The sequence below is a fragment of the Desulfotomaculum sp. genome (genome assembly GCF_982386235.1).
The window spans coordinates 19071-37350 of the sequence record NZ_CEVWQM010000016.1 but is presented as its reverse complement, the minus strand read 5'-3'; the positions used below and the strand labels follow the sequence as shown (position 1 = coordinate 37350).

Sequence of the window (18280 nt, the reverse complement as noted above, 5' to 3'; positions counted from 1 at the left end):
AATCCCCCTTTAGTTATTGAGCAGGGGTAAGCAGCTGCCCCAGGCCCGTGGACAGTGGATGAAATATCTTGATAATTAAATCCGTGGGATTTGGCGGGTTCAAGTCCAAGGTAATGCCATAACTATAAAGCATGGCTGGTAATAGCAAAAAAGAAAAGGCGGCTAAATCCCGCCATTTTTTTTGTACCACCAGCCGAGGGACTTCCAATAAAATAATGATTATATAGGCCAAGGTCACCAAAATTAAGGTTAAAAACATAAAAACACCTCGCTTATTATTTGGGTTGCAATGGATTTGAGATTAACCCTGTGCCCCGGATGTGTGCTTCCACGGCCACCTCAACCTCTAAATCCTTAAATATTTCGGACCATTGTTGGGAAAGTTCTTCTTGCCATAATTTGGGGAAAGATCGGTGGGTGACCTTGCCAAAACCCAACACATCTGAATTTAGACCTTGTGCCCGGGATACCGCTGACAGGACCTGTTTTTTGATTTCATTGGCAAGTAAAGCCTCTGCTTCTTTAATATGTTTTTCATCCAATTTATTGCCAGGGGTCATATCGCCAATATTGACATCCACCTTAACTTGTACCTTCATGATTAAGTGTCCCTCTTTAATCAAGGCTTCTAGCTTGCTGTTGCTTTTAAGAATCTCAAAACTCATGTTATGGTGTAGCATTTCCAGAACAATTAAGCCTTGTTCTACTTTGTTTTGAATCCATAAAAGGCCTCTGCTCTCTTCAAGGTTAAACCAACCCACCAGCTTGTCTCCTTTGAAAATTGCCGTATTCATTACCCGTAATTCCTTGGCCCGCTTAGCTTCTTGACCTGTTATGCTTACGGTGTCTTGTTCTTTCATCAGACCCTGGTAAAAGGTAACCCCCGCTGTATAGGCCTGGGTTTCGTTGCTGATAAGTTGTTGAATAAATTCACCAAGGTTAGAAATGGCATATTTGGAATTGCGATCTCTTCTTTGGATAATATCATTTAGTATCTGGGCCGGAGCTTGGCCCATGTTGCCGCTAGACTGCATGATCTCCTGTAGGTTTTCTTGGGCAATTAAGATCCAAGCACTTTGTTTAAATTCTGGGTCCCGTTCTAGAAAATCGATCACATCCATAAGGCCTTGCCGGGCCAGGTTCTCTGATATTATGTAGACCTTATTATGGGACCAGAAGGGGGTATTGGGGGACGCCAGCGTTAAATTACGCACAGCATCAAAGATGGTTTTGCCGTTGCTGTACCAGTTATGAAAGGTCTTCTGCTCCCCTGCTCCCCCGCTTCCGGCGACACCGGGTGCCTGGGGGACAACTGTTTGGGCAATTACTACAATGTTGCCCTCCTTATTACGATCCAACCCCATCCCCAAAACAATGCCGGTTTCTTCCGCTTCCCGTAAATCCCAGCAACCTGTGCAACTAACGATAAGTAGGAGAGATAAAATCAACATTAATCTTTTCCGCAAAATGCCACCCCGTTATTGTGAGTTATCTGGTGGTTTTGGTTTTTGATTGGTACCCATGGCTATTCTGTTATTTTGCACCAGTGTGGCTGGACGAAGTCTTCTACTCCAGTGGGGGGCCACGATCAGGGTGTCCATTAGCCCTTGAAGGTTAAAGGGGGCCAAAGGACTTAGATAGGCTACACCAAAACTCCTGAGGGAGCATAGATGGAGCAGAATGGCCAATAGTCCGATGATGACTCCAAAAAGACCAAGAAAGGCTGCGCTAATCATTAAAGGAAAACGCAGCATGCGTACAGAAATACCCAGGCTGAACTGGGGTAAGGTCATGGTGGCGATGCCGGTAAAGGCAACCACGATGACCATCAAGGGTGAAACAATATTGGCTTGTACCGCTGCCTGGCCAATAATCAGGGCACCGACAATACTCACCGCCTGCCCCACCGGGGCTGGCAGACGGATACCCGCTTCCCGGAGGGTTTCAAAGGCCATCTCCATCAGCAAGGCCTCAAAATAGGCAGGAAAGGGAACCCCTTGCCTTGCTGCGGCAATACCAATAAATAATGTGGTGGGAATCATCTCCTGATGAAAATTAGTGATGGCAATATATAAGGCCGGTAATACCAGTGCCATAAAAAAGGTAAAGTACCTTAGCCAGCGGAGAAGGGTAGGGAAGTAAAATGTGTAATAATAGTCCTCCGCTGATTGGAATAAACTCATAAATTCCCCGGGTACGATTAGTGCCAAGGGGGTATTGTCAGTAAAAATGGCCACCCGACCCTCTGCCAGACTGCCAATGACTTTGTCAGGTCTTTCCGTGACGATTACCTGAGGGAAAGGTGAGTAGGGTTGATCTTGAATAAGTTGTTCGATGTTGCTGCTTTCCAGAACAATATCAATGTCAATATTATTTACTCTTTTTTGTACTTCTTGCACTAAATCCTCTGATACGATACCTTTTAAATATACAATGGCTATGTTTGTACTGCTTATTTTGCCAACCGTTGTAGTTTCTACAACTAAATTGGGTGTAATCAGCCTCTTACGCAGCAGACTGATATTGACGGAAAGGGTTTCAATGAAAGCTTCCCGAGGGCCCCTCACGGCATTTTCAACCACTGGTTCAGGGATGGAACGCATCTTATAGCCCTTGCATTCTACAATAAAGGCTTTAGGGCAATTGGCCACAAATAATACGATGTTTCCGGTAAGAACCCCGTTGATAACCCCAGCGAAATTGCTAACCTGTCTCATTTCTGCCCTGGTAATAAGTCCGCCATGATTGAGTAATTTTAACAGTTCGGGGCCGGTTTTTTCTTTCCGGCTGGATTCTAGTAAGGGTTGCATAACACCCCGATCCAATTCATCCTTGTTAATCATACCATCCATGTAAATTAATACCACTTGTAAAGCCGGTTCTTGACCTAGCGGAAAAGGCCTTTCTACAAAGTCACCATTTTTGGCCAAAAGGGTATTCATAAAAGCCACATTTTGCTTTAAAGAGGATGAAACGGGTATATTACTTAGTTCGTCGTTGGTATAAACGTTACTCAAATCCAGTATTTTATTTTCTCTTGGCAGGTTAAAATTTCCATTCTTTGAGGAAATAAAATACTTAAATTTTTTTAGCCAACCCATTTGCGTCTCCCCTAGCATTTGGTAGATATGGAATAGTATTTTCCATTAAAACAAAAATCATGTAAAAAAAGAAAAAACCTCTAAAAAGAGAACACAAAAAGGGTTGGCGCACAAAGGGATGGATGTATTCAATGCAGAGAACGACCCCCGTGTCGTTCCCTGCAATTTGCTGCAGTTTGACTAAAAAGAGAAGTGTCGCTTACTGCTCAAAAGCAGTTTTGCGACACTCTTCATGGCAACTCCATTTTTTTCTACAAACACACCAATTTTTTGTAGGAGCATACGATAGATTAAGAGAATACTTCTTTGTACACGATCAGAGAGAATTCTATGCTGCTGGTCGGCACTATCCGAACAATGATAATACAAAGTTATTATTCGGATAGAAAAATTTGGTTAAACTAGGATTAAAAGAGGGGCAGGAGGTTAGTGATGAAAGATACACCAAAATGTATATTGTGCCAAACTCAAATTGAAGCAAGCAATTTTGGCATTGTAATTTTAGGAAGGTGCATCTGTACCAATTGCGAAAAGGAGATTACTAACCTTAGTTGGGATGATCCTAATTACGATGCCTATAAAAGAGGTCTTAAGAAAATTTGGTGCTTTAAGGAGGCCTGACTTTTGGCAAGGGCCTCTTTCTTTTTTTCTAAGCGATATTTTCTGTAAGCTAATTCAATATCATTTTTTATTTCACGCAGGGTAAAAAGATCAATCCCGGTACCTGTGGCAATTTCTACATCACTTTGACCAACTTTCCATAGTCGGATCAACTTACTGACACTGGTGCGGTATTTCTTTGACAGAGCCTTTTCGTCAATCTGCGGGGACATTTGTTGCCGCATAATTGTCTCCTTTCCATGGCTTGTGCCAAGATATATAATTTCACCAGAAGATATTATCTTTATTTTTCCCAGCCTTGGCCGAGCTATAAGATTAAACAAATGGTAATTTAAATAGAAACTAAAATAGAAGATAAAATTTGTATGTGATAAAATGAATTGTTAAGAAATTTTAAAAGGTATGTGGTTTATGAATCAAAAGGATGCACCTCTTTGGCAGGCAATAAAAAAACAGGTCAACTCTAGGTCTGTGCAGCTGCATATACCCGGCCATAATGGAGGGCAGGCGATAGCAAATGAATTTAAGACCATAGCCGGCCGAGGCATTTTTCAAATGGATTTGACAGAAATACCGGGGCTAGATGATTTACACAATCCAGAGGACGTGATTGCCAAGGCTCAGGCATTGGCCGCGGACCTATATGGTGCAGATAAAAGCTATTTCTTAATTAATGGGACAAGTTGCGGCATAATTGCACTGATTATGTCTCTTTGTAAACAGGGGGGTAAAATTATTATCCCCAGAAATGCCCACCGTTCCGTATTATCAGGTCTGGTTTTAGCCGGGGCCGAGCCAATTTACTATCAACCGGCTGTGTTGCCGGGATTTGGCTGTTTGGTTGGTCCAGAGCCAGTTCAGATTCGGGATTTATTGCAAAAACATAGGGACGTTAAAGCAGTAATCGGTGTTAGCCCCACTTATTATGGTATAGTTGGTGATATTGCCGGGGTTGCTAAGATTTGTAAAATGGCCGGTGTTCCGTTGTTGGTGGATGAGGCCCACGGGTCCCACCTAAGATTTCATCCTGAGTTCCCTCCGGATGCCCTCCGCAGTGGGGCGGATGCTGTCGTACAGAGTACTCATAAAACAGGGGGCTCCCTAACTCAGTCATCGCTGCTTCATCTTAAGGGGGAGCAAATAGAAGCAGGCTTGGTAGCGGAGGCTTTACGTATGTTGCAAAGCACCAGTCCTTCTTATATATTAATGGCTTCCCTGGATTTGGCCAGACGGCAAATGGCCCAGCAGGGCAAAGACTTACTTAGTCATACCCTGGAACTGTCCCATTGGTGCAGAGAAAAACTACTAGGTATACCTGGGGTTCGCTTGTTAAGTGTTGAAGAGCTTGGGCTGTCCGGTGCTATGTATTTGGATCCTACCCGCTTAACCATTTCCTTACTGGAGCTTGGTCTTACTGGCTATCAGACGGCGGAACTTCTTGCTGAAAGATATGGCGTTATTGTGGAGATGGCCGATTATGCCAGTATTGTGGCAATCCTTTCAGTGGGTTCCCGCTTGGAAGATTGCCACCGCTTAGTGGAGGCGATTGGTAAAATTGCCGTACTTCCGTCAGGGAAGCCCCGGGCAATTCCCCAAACGGTGGTTATGCCGGCACCGGAGGTGGTATTAAGTCCCAGGGAAGCCTGGCAGAGACTGGGTCAAAGAACTTCTTTGGAGCAGTGCTTGGGGCAGATCAGCGGTGAAACAGTGGCTGTTTATCCACCGGGTATACCGGTAGTTGGCCCCGGTGAAAAAATTACTGCCTCAGTTTTAGCGTACTTACTAGAGATTAGGGCACAAGGCTATAAAATTCAGGGGCCTGAGGATCCAACTTTAATGACTTTGAAGATATTAACTTAGTTATCTACTTTCGGTTAAAATGGTAGCAGGAGGTGTGCTCAATATTTATTGTATGTGAGGGAGTAGATGGTTCAGGTAAAAGCACACAGCTAAACCTATTAAATAAATATCTTAACCAAAAAGGAATAAAGACCCTGGTTACCAGAGAACCAGGGGGCACTCCTGTGGGGGAAAAAATACGTGAACTGCTCCTAGATCCAAATTATCCAGAACTAATGGACCGCACCGAAGCTTTGTTGTATGCTGCGGCGAGGGCCCAGTTGGTTGCTCAGGTGATGCGACCTACACTTAAGCAGGGCATCGTGGTTCTGTGTGATCGATATATCGATTCCACCCTGGCCTATCAAGGCTACGGTAGGGGGATGGATTTAGACTTTTTAAGGAGTATTAATAAATTGGCCAGTGGGGGCCTGGCGCCTAATTTAACGGTATTGCTTGATTTAGCCCCGGAGGAGGGACTGGCCAGATCACGTAGGGAGCGGGCCGCCGATAGGTTGGAGAGCCAATCCCTAAATTTTTATCATAAAGTACGTGAGGGTTACCTGGAATTAGCCAAGCGCAAACCAGAGGCTTATTTGGTGGTGGATGCACGACAGGAAAGGGAGCAAATTCATCATATTATTTGTACCCGTATAGGTGGGTTGCTCAATGTCTAGTTTGAGTAGTATAATAGGCCACCAACAAATTGTTAGGATGTTAAAAAATTCAGTGCAAAGGGAACGTGTGGCCCATGCCTATTTGTTTATGGGGCCGGCTGGGATTGGCAAATACACCGTTGCCCAGGGCTTTGCCCGCTTATTGCTGTGTGAGGTCCCAGATAAAGAGGAAGCCTGTGGCAATTGCCGGGCCTGCCGCCAGATTGATAGCGGCAATCACCCGGATTTACATTTGTTGGAGCCATCCGGGGCAACCCTGAAAATTGAGCAAATAAGGGAACTGCAAAGGCAGGTGCAGTATAAGCCCTTTCAAGCCCCCCGGCATGTATTTATAATTGAGAAAGCGGAGGCCATGACGCAGGAGGCAGCCAACTGTTTTTTAAAAACCTTGGAAGAGCCGGGCAGTCAAACCGTTTTTATTCTCCTGAGCGATCAACCCTATGGTTTACTGCCGACCATTCTTTCACGCTGTCAACAACTACAATTTCGTCCCTTGAGTAATCAGGAAGTTAGTAAAGGGCTAGTTACCCTTGGTAAGATAGCGGTAGAACAGGCCCAGGCAGTGGCCCCTCTGGCAGGGGGAAGTTTAGGCCGTGCCCTGAAGCTTACAGGGGGAGAGGAACAATGGCCACGAAGGGCCAAAGCCCTAGGGTGGCTAAGGAGACTGCCTCAAATGGGTCAATATCAAGCCCTGCAGGCGGCCGAGGAATTAGCTGCGGATCGGAATGAAGCAGTAGAATGCTTGGAGATTATGCTTTTTTGGTTTCGGGATTTATTGGTTTATCATTATACAGGTCAGAGAAAGGTTCTTAATAATCAAGATAAAATGGATGATCTTTTGTCCCAGGCCAATTGTTATATGCCGGGGAAATTAGTGCAAATAATTGAGGAAATAAAATTGGCCAAGGAAAAAATACTGGCCAATGCCAATACACGTATGACCCTGGAGGTAATGCTGTTGAAAATACACTCCGATGGAGGAAATGACTATGTCAGTTAGGGTGGTTGGAGTACGCTTTAAAAAAGCAGGTAAAGTATATTATTTTGATCCAGTAGATATTTCCTTGAATAAGGGAGAACATGTCGTGGTGGAGACCACCAGGGGCATCGAGTATGGAGAGGTTGTGGTTGCCCCAAGGGATGTGGCGGATGAAGAGGTTGTGGCACCTTTAAAACAAGTTTTGCACAAGGCTACACCGGAGGATGACCACCAGGTAGCAGCAAACAGGGAAAAAGAACAGAAGGCTTACGAAGTTGCTTTAGAAAAGATAGCCCTGCATCAATTGCCCATGAAATTAATAAGTGTGGAACAGACCTTCGATGGTAATAAAATAATTTTTTACTTTACCGCGGACGGTAGAATTGATTTTCGGGAGTTGGTAAAGGACTTAGCCGCTGTTTTCCGTACGCGCATCGAGTTACGCCAAATTGGCGTCCGTGATGAGGCTAAAATGGTAGGTGGTTTGGGGTGTTGTGGACGTGAACTATGTTGTGCCTCCTGGCTGGCGGATTTTGCCCCGGTATCCATTCGGATGGCCAAGGAACAAAACCTATCATTAAATCCCACCAAGATTTCTGGCATCTGTGGTCGCCTGATGTGCTGCTTAAAATACGAAAATGATGTTTACGAAGAGGCCAAGGCAGATTACCCTGAGATAGGTACCCAAGTGTTAGCCCCAGATGGTGAAGGGAAGATTATTGCGGTAAATATTTTTAGAAAGACGGTAAGTGTAGAATTACAGGAAAGCAAGGTCATTCGAGAATATCCTTTAAGTGATTTGAAAATAAAAAAAGGCCGAGGTGAATGCAACTGTGGCTGCCCTGCCCGGCAGGATTAATCGACTGGAACAGTCCCTTCGTCAAATATGTGACGAAGTGGATCGCTTAAAACAAGAGGTGAAGGAACTAGAAGATGAAAACGCCCGGTTAAGACGGGAAGTAGCAGGCCTCTATCTGGAAGACGGACAGGGTGCTAATGCTCAGAAAAAACCCGGGGCGAGGAATCTTTGGGATTTGTATGATAAAGGTTTTCACATTTGCAATATGTATTTTGGTAAAGGCCGTGAGGGAGAGTGCATCTTTTGTTATGCATTGATGAACCGGGGAGATGCACAGGATGGAACATAAAACAACGGGAACGTTATATCTTTGTGCAACCCCCATTGGTAATTTAGAGGATATCACCCTGAGGGCATTGCGGATTCTCAAAGAGGTGGACTGTATCGCGGCTGAGGATACCCGCCATACCCGGAAGCTCCTAAGTCATTTTGACATCCACACGCCCTTGTTGAGCTATCACTCCCATAGCAGCGAAGGAAAAGAAGAACAACTCATTATGCGATTAAAACAGGGTGAAAATATTGCCCTGGTTTCAGATGCTGGCATGCCCGGCATTTCTGACCCAGGGGCAGATTTGGTGAGGTTGGTCTTGGAACAGGAAATTATCGTGGTGCCACTGCCGGGGGCCTCAGCGGGAATTGCAGCATTGGTTGCCTCCGGTCTTCCTACAAATAAATTTGTCTTCGAGGGCTTCCTTTCCAATCAGCGAAAAACAAGGCGTAAACAGCTGCAGGCCCTAAAATCCGAACAGAGAACCATGATTTTTTATGAATCACCCCATCGTCTAACAGATACCCTTAAGGATATGCTGCAGGAACTGGGAGACCGTCCCGGTGTGGTGGCAAGGGAACTGACAAAGGTTCATGAGGAATTTAAAAGGGGGCTGCTTTCCCAGTTGCTGGTACACTATGATAACAACCACCCCCGTGGGGAGGTTTGTTTAATTGTGGGTGGGGCGGCAAAGGAAGAGCTCGGTGGAGAGGTGACAAATCAATGGGCTGAAATTTCCCTTGCCGAGCATATAGAATCACTGCTGCAGCAGGGCTATGATAAGAAGGAGGCGATTAAACAGGTGGCAAAGCTGCGAGGTCTACCCAAGAGGGAAGTATATGCAGTGGTGCATAAGGCTTAAGGGTATTTCTTGGGGGTCTAGCTGTAAGCTTTTTTACCTGTTAACACCAAATGATGGATAAGAAAAAATATTCTGGCAATTATTCAGGGGTTAATTTATAATAAGCCCAAGGGGTGGGTTTGATGGAAGAAGTTTTAAAATTAATCCTAAATAAAATTGGCAATATGGACTGCAAGTTAGATCAAATAGATAATCGACTAAATGCTGTAGATAATCGGTTAGATCAAATAGACAACCGACTGGATGCTGTAGATAATCGGTTAGATCAGATAGATAACCGACTGGATGCTGTAGATAATCAGTTAGAGCAAATGGATAATCGATTAGATGCCATAGATAGTAGGCTGGGCGGCATTGATAACCGATTGGATAATATGGAACAGGAGAATGAGAGAAGGTTTAACCAGTTGGAGGTTGCACTCCAAGAAATTAATAAAGATATAAAAGATATTAAGCATAAAGACATAGTTGACAGTTGTTATTATGATAAAAAGATAAAGGCCCTAGAAAAAGAACTGTTTAGAATAAAGGATATGTAAGAATTAATAACATCCAATAAAAACGAGAGGCTGCATCGGCCTCTCGTTTTTATTGGATGTTATACAACTTCTTTATTAACGCTTTCTCCCATGGCGACAATACACTCGTGACATACCATTTTTCCTTTGTAATGGGTAACATCCGAAGCATTACCGCAGAATACACAAGCGGGTTCGTATTTGCGTAAAATAATTTTCTCGTTATCCACATAAATTTCCAGGGCGTCTTTTTCGTCTATGCCCAGTGTACGGCGCAATTCGATGGGAATAACCACCCTGCCTAGCTCGTCCACTTTACGAACAATACCTGTGGATTTCATTCCGCTATCCCTCCCTATTATGCAATCGACACGATACCAGATTTTACTACAACTAATCATACCAGTACTAACCGAAATAGTCAATATTTTACTTTTATTTTTGTAATTTTATGGTATAAAATTTAAAGTTTTGGGGAAAACTTGACATGTGAAAATTTGTTTTATAAAATCGTTGTATAATATAAAAGCAATGATAGGGATGAGTAAATTGAGGCTGCCCTTAAAGAGAGCGGGGTAAGGTGAAAGCCCGCAGGGTAAGAGCGATTGAACATGGCCTTGGAGCTGCTGGTTCGAATGGATAGCCTATTAGGGCCAGCCGGAGAAGCAACGTTAATGCTTATGGTGCATGTGCACAACGGAGGCTGTCATCTTAGATGACAGTGAATTAGGGTGGTACCGCGGGTAATAACCTCGCCCCTGTAAGGGAGCGAGGTTTTTTATTTTCTAATTATAATATAAGAAGGGATGTTTATGAAAATGGGCAATTTCTACATTACCACACCCATATATTACCCCAGCGATAATCTGCATATCGGTCATGCCTATACCACGGTTGCAGCAGATGCCATGGCTCGCTATAAGAGGCTAACTGGCTACGATGTATGGTTTTTAACCGGTTCGGATGAACACGGGCAAAAAATTGAACGAGCTGCCAAAGCCAAAGACCAAACCCCAAAGGAATATGTGGATCATATTGTGGACGGTTTTAAAAGGCTGTGGCAAAGGCTGGATGTAAGTTATGATGACTTTATCCGTACCACCGACGAACGTCACCGCAAGGTGGTGCAAAAGTTTTTCCAACAACTTTATGAACAAGGGGACATCTATAAATCTGAATATGAAGGGTGGTACTGTACCCCCTGCGAAACATTCTTTACTGAATACCAGTTGGCCGAGGGTAAGTGTCCCGATTGCCAAAGGGAAGTAGAAAAGGTTAGGGAGGAAAGCTATTTCTTCCGTCAATCAAAGTATGCCGAACGCTGGTTAAAGTTCATCGAGGAAAACCCAGATTTTATTCAACCAGTATCCCGTCGTAACGAAATGGTTAGTTTTGTGAAGCAAGGTTTGGAGGATCTTTGTGTCTCCAGAACGACCTTTGACTGGGGCATTCAAGTACCCTTTGATCCCAAACACGTGGTCTATGTTTGGGTGGATGCCCTAACAAATTACATTTCTGCCCTTGGCTATCATACGGAAAATGATAGCCTTTACCAAAAATTTTGGCCCGCTGATATTCACCTGGTAGGGAAGGACATTGTGCGGTTCCACACCATTATTTGGCCCATGATGTTAATGGCCTTGGATTTACCTCTGCCAAAGAAAGTTATTGGGCATGGCTGGCTGCTGCTGGATAGTGGAAAGATGTCTAAATCCAAGGGAAATGTAGTGGATCCCCACTTGTTAATTGATAAATATGGGGTTGATGCGGTGCGCTATTTCCTCCTAAGGGAACTTCCCTTTGGCTCCGATGGTTTATACTCGGAGGAAGCCATGGTAAAACGCATGAATACAGATTTAGCCAATGATTATGGCAACCTATTATCCCGATCTGCTACGATGATGGAAAAATACCAACAGGGTGTACTTTCGATGCCCGGCACCCCTGAGGGGCCAGATGCTGAACTGATTGATTTGGCCGCAGCTACACCCAAAATGGTAGAAGAATACATGGAGAAAAGTGAGCTATCCAACGCCTTAGCGGCCATCTGGCAGATGGTCGGCAGGGCTAACAAGTACCTTGAGGAAACAGCTCCCTGGACCTTGGCTAAGAATGGTCAGAACGAAAGATTAAATACGGTATTATATAATGTGGCCGAAATTATGCGCTTTGCCACGGTTATGGTTACTCCCTTTATGCCAAACCTACCAGCCCGTGTTTGGCCCCAATTAGGCATTGAGGATAAACCAGAACTTCATACCTGGGAGAGCCTACGTTGGGGTAAACTCCCTGCGGCAACCACCGTCAAACGCGGGGAAGTGCTGTTTCCCCGGATTGATTTGAAGACACTGGAATAGGACTGGGTTATGTTACTACCATGGGTGGTGTTGTTGGTTATCAACAACACTCCCCATGGTAATTTTTAACTATTAGCCATTGGCCGTCAGCCCTTCGGACTTTGGGGTATTTCTTAGGGGTCGGCAGGGGCTTTTGTGGAGCCTATCCAGTAAAGGCAGGCGTAATTGGCAATTCACGATTTGACAGGAATTATGATGGACCCGACAAGTGGCTGAGGGCTGAAAAAGGAGGTTAACGAAATGCTCATAGATTCCCACGCTCATCTTGACAACCCGCGTTTTCAGGAGGATTTGGACCAGGTGATTGCCCGGTGCGAAGAGAAGTTAACGGCGGTAATTAATGTGGGATATGATCTTGCATCTTCTAAACGATCGATTAAATTGGCCGAGACCTATCCTTTTATTTTTGCAGCGGTGGGTATTCATCCCCATGATGCCAAGGAAGCTCCGGAAAACTATCTGGAACAGCTTAGAGAAATGGCAGAGCACCCCAGGGTGGTGGCCATTGGGGAAATGGGGCTGGATTATTATTACGACTTATCCCCCAGGGATATCCAACAAAGGGTTTTTCGAGGGCAACTACTCTTGGCAAAGGAATTAAAAAAACCCTTTATTATTCATGACCGTGATGCTCACGGGGATATTATGCAGATATTACGAGAGGAAGCACCATACCCTGCGGGGGGAGTCATGCATTGCTTCAGTGCCAGTTGGGAGATTGCCCAGGAATGCATGAAACTTGGCTTATTTATTTCTCTGGCTGGCCCGGTAACCTTTGCCAACGCCGGAAAACTAAAGGATATAGCGGTTAAGACCCCCTTAGATCGCTTATTAGTGGAAACAGATTGCCCTTATCTAACACCGGTACCTCACCGGGGTAAGCGCAATGAACCAGCCTATGTTCAACACACCGTAGATCATGTGGCAGAGCTAAGAAACATGAGTGCTAGCGAGTTGTCCCTACAGGCGGCAGAAAATACCATTCGATTGTTTAATCTACCTATAATAACCAAGGGAAATAGCTAACGGTCATAGCCATTAGCCGAAAAGGCCATGAGCCATGGGCTATGGCCCATGGCCTGCTTAGTCCTATCGGTTATGGTTGTTTGGTAAACCTACCATGAGCAACTAAGTATTTATTAAACAGGGCTAAAGGTTAAATCGTCGATGAGAGCAGCGCAGGTATTCGATGATTCCGGTGTAAATACAAAGCTAAGCATAGCGGATGTTGTACCCTCCGGTGCCACACCAGAAATACGGAATGGTTGATAGGTATCACTCAGATCCTGGGATCGGATTGTTTGGTTAACGGAATTAATAGGGTTGCCTGAAGCATCTAAGTACATGATCTGGGCCATCAGAGTAAAGGCACAGGGGTTCATCATTTTTTGCAAAGACCTGGCCCAGAAAGCCAGCTCATAGGATTGGCCGCCAACAACATCAGGAACACTTCTGACCAGACTGGCGGGCCTGGTTGGGCAAAAACCTAATTCCACCGCTTGACCAGTTCTGCCATTGGGGTTTGGTGCGACATTTTCACCCTGCCAATTAGTGGGGATATTTCCGGTAAAATCTTCAAAGGAATCTTGAATACCCAGGGTTGCGGTGTCGCAACCATCGGGGAAAATAGAAATAAACAGTTGGGTTTCCTCAACCACTTTAATGACTAAAGAAATAGTGGCAATTTGCTGAATGCGGTTTGATTTATGCAGATCAAAGTCTACTTGGAGATCCACATTGCGAAAATCAATTTCTATATTATTGGGGTTCATAACAATCAGGGCAGGTCTAACATCGATCACTTTAGTAAAAGATATATCCTCACCCAAATGACGCACATCATCGTGTTTATCTACATAATAGATTTGCTTGTGAATAGTGCCATGAATGCGAATACCCTTTAGCTCTCTGGGCCCACATACGGCTTCACCTACATGGAAAGTGGCCTTTGGGCTGTTGCAATTGGCTGGGTGATAACCTGGGTAGAAATTTTCTGGGTTATTGGCATGGGCAGGTGGGGTACCGCCAAAAATCGGTTCTCCCTCTAAGTCACGAACAACCACATCGATATGATCGATCTTTTTAGCCTGTTCATCCAGACAGGTAACATTATCTACCGTCACAGATGTCACGATGTCACCGATTACCACTGGCAATTTAACCAGTTGACAGATAGTGCCGTTTGGCATAATCAAAACCTCCTTTCTATTTCTATGGCCGGGCTTGGTATATATAGGCAAGCATGACCGCTGATATAGTATATTCGTGAAATGGACTAAACGGGCGTGTCCCCTTGAAAAAAAGCCATCCGTCTTTTGTTTAGAATATTTCCAACGAAATGGAATAAATTACCAAACACTCCCTTTAACTGACATATTTTAGGTCCCGGAGGAATATATTGATTTCTAAGGGCACTAAAATGTTTAAAGGGGGTATCGTTATCGGGATAATAAATAAGAAGCTATGGCAAGATGAAGCCTGTCGGCTCCTCTTAGGGGTACTCATTATTGGGATAGCCTTTATGGTTTATTGCTTCTGCTGTGCCAAACACCTGCTAATTATTGTGGATCAACAAGAGATTCCCGTCATACAGTTTCGGGGAACTGTAGCGGATGCATTGCAAAAAGCACAGGTAACTTTAAGAAGAGCTGATATTGTTGAGGTACCCTTAAACTCAACCGTTAAGGATGGGGCATCTATACATGTAACCAGGGTTGATACAGAGGAAATAACAAACCAGGAGCTTATCCAGTATAAAGTGGTCAAAAAACCGGACTATAACCTTCCGGCGGGGGAACAAAGGGTAATAAAACAAGGCCGATGTGGACTGAGCCGGGAGTATATTCAAATAACCTACCAGGATGGTAAAGAAGTAAAAAGGGAGCAATTAAGAACAGAAGTTGTCAAAAAACCAGAACCACAGTTGGTTGCTTATGGACCACAAGTTATGGTTTCACGTGGAACCTCCAGATCCGTGGCAGGGGGAGCCGTCAGAAACCTTAGTAATTCCATGCCGCTAGAGGATAACAAAACAATAACGGTTGTTTCCACGGCATACACCCATACGGGAAACCGCACGGCAACGGGCATTTATCCCTCTGAGGGCATTGTGGCAGTTGACCCCAGGGTAATTCCCCTGGGAACAAAATTATATGTCGAAAACTACGGTTATGCCGTTGCTGCGGATACAGGTAGCGACATTAAAGGCAATCGGATCGACGTTTTTTTTAACAGCTACGATCAAGCTATTCATTGGGGTAGGTGTACGATTAAAGTGCATCTAGTAGAATAATAGCCTAAACCGGAGGGTACACTTTTCTAAAAAAATGCGATTATCTGTTGTTAGACCGTGGAATATGTAAAAATTTTTGAGGAGGTAAGTATCATTCACTGGGAGAATAAAGATTCCTAATAAGACTTAGGGGTCAGCCAGGAGCTCTGGTTCCGGTTGGCACCACTAAGGGAGGGATTCTATGAATTGGTGCCCAGTGGAATGGCCTACCCAAACGCCACGTCCCACATTAGCGGGGCTGGAAGCAAAACAATCAAGTAAAAAGGCTGCTAAAGCAGCGTTGATCGGTATTTCCGTTTTAATTGTCATGACTTTGGTGGTTTTAGGTTTTGCCCTATGGTCAGAAAAAATAACCATACCTAAAATGATGGTTGAGGTAAAAGGTTTTGTAAATGAGTTGGTAACCGGGGGGATACCGGTACATCTTCAAGTAGCTGGTAAAAGCGAGGTTGTTCGTACAAGCAGTAGGGATGTTAAGGAGTTATTGAAAGAACAGGGTATCCAATTAAAGCCGGAGGATATCGTTCTACCAGCATTAACTACGAAATTAGAAAAAAACATTTACATAGAGGTAGTCCGTGTAGATGTTAAAAAAGAATATAATAACCGGGCCATACCCTTTCAGGCTGAACGCCTTGCTAACCCTCAAATGGACCGGGGAATTGTTAAAAAGGTAAAGGAAGGAAAAGAAGGTCTGCAAAGGGAGATTTGGGCTGTTCGATATGAAAATGGTATAGAGGTGGCCAGAAACTGCGAATCGAAAGAAGTCATTGCCTGGCCTATAAATAGTATGACCCAATACGGGACTTTAAGTATGGTTAACCGTGGTGGTCAGGATCTTCGTTTTAACAGGGCAGTGGAAATGTTAGCAACAGGGTATACCTACACTGGTAAAAATACGGCTTCAGGTATACCACCCAGTTCTGGGATAGCGGCAGTTGACCCGGCAGTTATTCCCCTGGGAACTAGATTATACGTGGAGGGCTATGGCAAAGCCATTGCCCGAGACACAGGAGGAGCGATCAAAGGAAATCGCATTGACCTATTTTATGAATCAGAAAATGAAGCCCTTGCTTGGGGGAAGCGGAATACGAGGGTGTATGTTTTGGAGTAGCAAATGGTTTTTGTTATAGGATAACTTTTGTAGAAGGAGTAAGGGGTCTCTCACATTTGCTGGAGAGACCTTTTTAGCCTTCAGCTTTTTGGACTTTAGGGCAGTTCATGTGTCAACCTTGGGCCGTCAGCCTTTGAGAGACTGCAAAGAGCAGGCGTAATTGGCTGATGGCTAAGTTAACAGCCTATTGTGATTGCCAAATAACGGGTATAATAGCTATAGACTAAACAGAGGAAGGAAATGTACCTTGCGAGAATTAACATCACCATCCGTGGTTAAAGAAATTATTAAGTCTCATGGCTTTAGGGTAAGGAAGGCTTTAGGACAAAATTTTCTCATGGACGCTAACATTATTGATAAAATAGTCAATGCTGCGGATTTAGCCCCAGAGGATCTAGTGTTTGAAATTGGGCCTGGACTTGGGGTATTAACCAGGCGTTTGGCTCGCTCAGCGGGGAAGGTCATTGCCGTGGAGATTGACCAAACCCTATTGCCGATACTGCAGGAGACTTTGGCGGACTTTGATAACATCCAAGTTGTTCATGCGGATGCATTAAAGGTAAATTTTGACCAAATTGCCTCAGAATACACGGCTGGTGCCTTTGGACCCAATGCCAAAAGTTTTAATTTGGTGGCGAATCTCCCCTATTATATTACGACACCCCTATTGATGCATTTGCTTACCAGTGGTTTTAATTTGAACCGAATGGTTGTTATGATGCAGAAGGAAGTGGCGGACCGTTTGCAAGCTTCTCCAGGGGGTAAGGATTATGGAAGCCTTAGTGTAGCTGTGCAGTATTATACCGTACCCGAGATCGTGGCTAAAGTTCCTAAGACCGTATTTTACCCAGCACCGGAAGTCGAATCTGCGGTTATCCGGTTAACCAGAAGAAAAGTCCCGCCCGTGAGTCTGCAAAGTGAGGAAATGTTTTTTAAGATTGTTCGTGCAGCCTTTGGCCAAAGAAGAAAAACATTGCTAAATTCACTGACTGGATCAGGGTTGGCAGATAAGGAAACGTGGCTCAAAATACTAAGTGAAATAGAAATAGAACCCTCCAGAAGGGGAGAGACACTGACGATTCAAGATTTTGCGTTATTAGCAAATACCTTTTGCGCCATCGATTAAGTAGTAGCCAGTGGAGGAATATATGGACTTTACTAGCCCTTCCAAAGGTAAATTGAGCTTCCGTGAGATGATGGGGGATATCTTAAGTTATATTAAGAACCTTCCCTGCTCCTCTTATAAAATTGTGGTAGGAACGGATTCGCAGACTCGTCATGAAACTTGTTTTGTAACTGCGGTTATTGTTCATCGTAAAGGGAAGGGCGCCAGATATTACTACCATAAAAGCATACAAAGTAAAATAAAAAGCCTACGTCAAAAAATTTATTATGAAACAACCCGGAGCCTTGAATTGGGAGCAAAGATAACAAACTTCCTACTTGAAGATGGGCTTGAACATTTAGCTGTCGAAATACATATTGATGTGGGAACCCAGGGCGAAACAAAGGATTTGATTCGGGAAGTGGTGGGAATGGTAACGGGTAGCGGCTTTGCGGCCAAGATCAAACCAGATTCCTTTGCCGCTTCCTGCGTGGCGGATAGGTATACGAAATAGCCATCCGCCGTCAGTCTTTTGGACTATTAGGCCATTTCCCAGGGACTGGTATTGGCCCTGGGAAATGGGTTTTTGTGCAGGCCCATCGAAGGGTCGTAAATCCGTGACATGCATTAACAAAGACCCCACAGTTAGCGGCTGGTAGATGTGTAACAACCCTATTACCCCCAA

Annotated in this window: 20 protein-coding genes and 1 other annotated feature; of the genes, 14 read left to right on the top strand and 6 right to left on the bottom strand. The window is 44.4% G+C overall.

Annotated features, from left to right (window positions below; genetic code table 11):
- Positions 1–13: 13 nt before the first annotated feature.
- From AC1U9Z_RS10775 to AC1U9Z_RS10765, 3 genes are read right to left on the bottom strand one after another with little or no spacing between them, the layout of a single operon-like run.
- On the bottom strand, positions 14–259 hold the full coding sequence (locus AC1U9Z_RS10775) for a hypothetical protein (RefSeq protein ID WP_333530015.1): 246 nt from the start codon (positions 257–259) through the stop codon (positions 14–16).
- A 16-nt stretch (positions 260–275) separates the two neighbouring features.
- Entirely contained in the window at positions 276–1466 is a 1191-nt protein-coding gene (locus tag AC1U9Z_RS10770; RefSeq protein WP_333530013.1) for a Ger(x)C family spore germination protein, read from the bottom strand.
- A gap of 12 nt (positions 1467–1478) precedes the next feature.
- Positions 1479–3101 carry a spore germination protein gene (locus AC1U9Z_RS10765; protein WP_479957413.1) on the bottom strand — a complete coding sequence of 541 codons (1623 nt, stop codon included), beginning with the start codon at positions 3099–3101 and terminating at the stop codon, positions 1479–1481.
- Between the two features lie 432 nt (positions 3102–3533).
- Between AC1U9Z_RS10765 and AC1U9Z_RS10760 the strand changes: the two genes are divergently transcribed.
- Positions 3534–3722 carry a sigma factor G inhibitor Gin gene (locus tag AC1U9Z_RS10760; protein ID WP_333530011.1) on the top strand — a complete coding sequence of 63 codons (189 nt, stop codon included), beginning with the start codon at positions 3534–3536 and terminating at the stop codon, positions 3720–3722.
- Here the strand turns inward: AC1U9Z_RS10760 and AC1U9Z_RS10755 are convergent.
- Positions 3677–3946, bottom strand: coding sequence for a hypothetical protein (locus AC1U9Z_RS10755; RefSeq protein WP_333530010.1), 270 nt, complete (start codon positions 3944–3946; stop codon positions 3677–3679). The two genes, AC1U9Z_RS10760 and AC1U9Z_RS10755, sit on opposite strands and share 46 nt — an antisense overlap.
- Positions 3947–4133: 187 nt before the next feature.
- On the opposite strand from AC1U9Z_RS10755, the gene AC1U9Z_RS10750 reads away from it, so the two are divergent.
- The 7 genes from AC1U9Z_RS10750 to AC1U9Z_RS10720 all read left to right on the top strand — a co-directional run bounded on the left by AC1U9Z_RS10750 (position 4134) and on the right by AC1U9Z_RS10720 (position 9748).
- Positions 4134–5582 (top strand): aminotransferase class I/II-fold pyridoxal phosphate-dependent enzyme, encoded by a 1449-nt coding sequence (locus tag AC1U9Z_RS10750; RefSeq protein WP_479957412.1) that lies wholly within the window; start codon positions 4134–4136, stop codon positions 5580–5582.
- Between the two features lie 32 nt (positions 5583–5614).
- Positions 5615–6238: a dTMP kinase gene (gene tmk / locus AC1U9Z_RS10745; RefSeq protein ID WP_479957411.1), complete on the top strand. Its 624-nt coding sequence runs from the start codon at positions 5615–5617 to the stop codon at positions 6236–6238.
- Positions 6231–7238, top strand: a complete 1008-nt coding sequence (holB, locus tag AC1U9Z_RS10740) for a DNA polymerase III subunit delta' (protein ID WP_479957410.1) — start codon at positions 6231–6233, stop codon at positions 7236–7238. The genes tmk and holB overlap by 8 nt, the downstream gene beginning before the upstream one ends.
- Positions 7228–8076, top strand: a complete 849-nt coding sequence (locus AC1U9Z_RS10735; protein WP_333530006.1) for a PSP1 domain-containing protein — start codon at positions 7228–7230, stop codon at positions 8074–8076. The genes holB and AC1U9Z_RS10735 overlap by 11 nt, the downstream gene beginning before the upstream one ends.
- Positions 8051–8365, top strand: a complete 315-nt coding sequence (locus tag AC1U9Z_RS10730; RefSeq protein WP_479957409.1) for an initiation-control protein YabA — start codon at positions 8051–8053, stop codon at positions 8363–8365. The genes AC1U9Z_RS10735 and AC1U9Z_RS10730 overlap by 26 nt, the downstream gene beginning before the upstream one ends.
- Positions 8355–9209: a 16S rRNA (cytidine(1402)-2'-O)-methyltransferase gene (gene rsmI / locus AC1U9Z_RS10725; RefSeq protein ID WP_479957408.1), complete on the top strand. Its 855-nt coding sequence runs from the start codon at positions 8355–8357 to the stop codon at positions 9207–9209. Before AC1U9Z_RS10730 ends, rsmI begins: the two co-directional genes overlap by 11 nt.
- A gap of 122 nt (positions 9210–9331) precedes the next feature.
- A complete protein-coding gene (locus tag AC1U9Z_RS10720; protein ID WP_479957407.1) occupies positions 9332–9748 on the top strand; it encodes a hypothetical protein in 417 nt (138 codons plus the stop codon).
- A 59-nt stretch (positions 9749–9807) separates the two neighbouring features.
- Here the strand turns inward: AC1U9Z_RS10720 and AC1U9Z_RS10715 are convergent, their stop codons facing one another.
- Entirely contained in the window at positions 9808–10068 is a 261-nt protein-coding gene (locus tag AC1U9Z_RS10715) for an AbrB/MazE/SpoVT family DNA-binding domain-containing protein (RefSeq protein WP_333530001.1), read from the bottom strand.
- A gap of 181 nt (positions 10069–10249) precedes the next feature.
- Positions 10250–10490: a binding site (T-box leader), on the top strand.
- A 49-nt stretch (positions 10491–10539) separates the two neighbouring features.
- On the opposite strand from AC1U9Z_RS10715, the gene metG reads away from it, so the two are divergent.
- Positions 10540–12084 carry a methionine--tRNA ligase gene (gene metG, locus AC1U9Z_RS10710; protein WP_442886031.1) on the top strand — a complete coding sequence of 515 codons (1545 nt, stop codon included), beginning with the start codon at positions 10540–10542 and terminating at the stop codon, positions 12082–12084.
- A 240-nt stretch (positions 12085–12324) separates the two neighbouring features.
- The gene (locus AC1U9Z_RS10705) at positions 12325–13110 is read left to right on the top strand and encodes a TatD family hydrolase (RefSeq protein ID WP_479957406.1); all 786 of its coding nucleotides are present in this window, start codon (positions 12325–12327) and stop codon (positions 13108–13110) included.
- 113 nt (positions 13111–13223) lie between these two features.
- On the opposite strand, the gene AC1U9Z_RS10700 is transcribed toward AC1U9Z_RS10705, so the two are convergent.
- Entirely contained in the window at positions 13224–14273 is a 1050-nt protein-coding gene (locus tag AC1U9Z_RS10700) for a hypothetical protein (RefSeq protein ID WP_333529998.1), read from the bottom strand.
- A 209-nt stretch (positions 14274–14482) separates the two neighbouring features.
- Between AC1U9Z_RS10700 and AC1U9Z_RS10695 the strand changes: the two genes are divergently transcribed.
- The 4 genes from AC1U9Z_RS10695 to AC1U9Z_RS10680 all read left to right on the top strand — a co-directional run bounded on the left by AC1U9Z_RS10695 (position 14483) and on the right by AC1U9Z_RS10680 (position 18109).
- Positions 14483–15376: a 3D domain-containing protein gene (locus tag AC1U9Z_RS10695; RefSeq protein WP_479957405.1), complete on the top strand. Its 894-nt coding sequence runs from the start codon at positions 14483–14485 to the stop codon at positions 15374–15376.
- A 181-nt stretch (positions 15377–15557) separates the two neighbouring features.
- Positions 15558–16490, top strand: coding sequence for a 3D domain-containing protein (locus AC1U9Z_RS10690; protein WP_479957404.1), 933 nt, complete (start codon positions 15558–15560; stop codon positions 16488–16490).
- Between the two features lie 247 nt (positions 16491–16737).
- Positions 16738–17616 (top strand): 16S rRNA (adenine(1518)-N(6)/adenine(1519)-N(6))-dimethyltransferase RsmA, encoded by an 879-nt coding sequence (gene rsmA / locus AC1U9Z_RS10685; protein WP_333529994.1) that lies wholly within the window; start codon positions 16738–16740, stop codon positions 17614–17616.
- A 22-nt stretch (positions 17617–17638) separates the two neighbouring features.
- Positions 17639–18109 carry a ribonuclease H-like YkuK family protein gene (locus tag AC1U9Z_RS10680; RefSeq protein ID WP_333529993.1) on the top strand — a complete coding sequence of 157 codons (471 nt, stop codon included), beginning with the start codon at positions 17639–17641 and terminating at the stop codon, positions 18107–18109.
- Positions 18110–18280 lie beyond the last annotated feature (171 nt).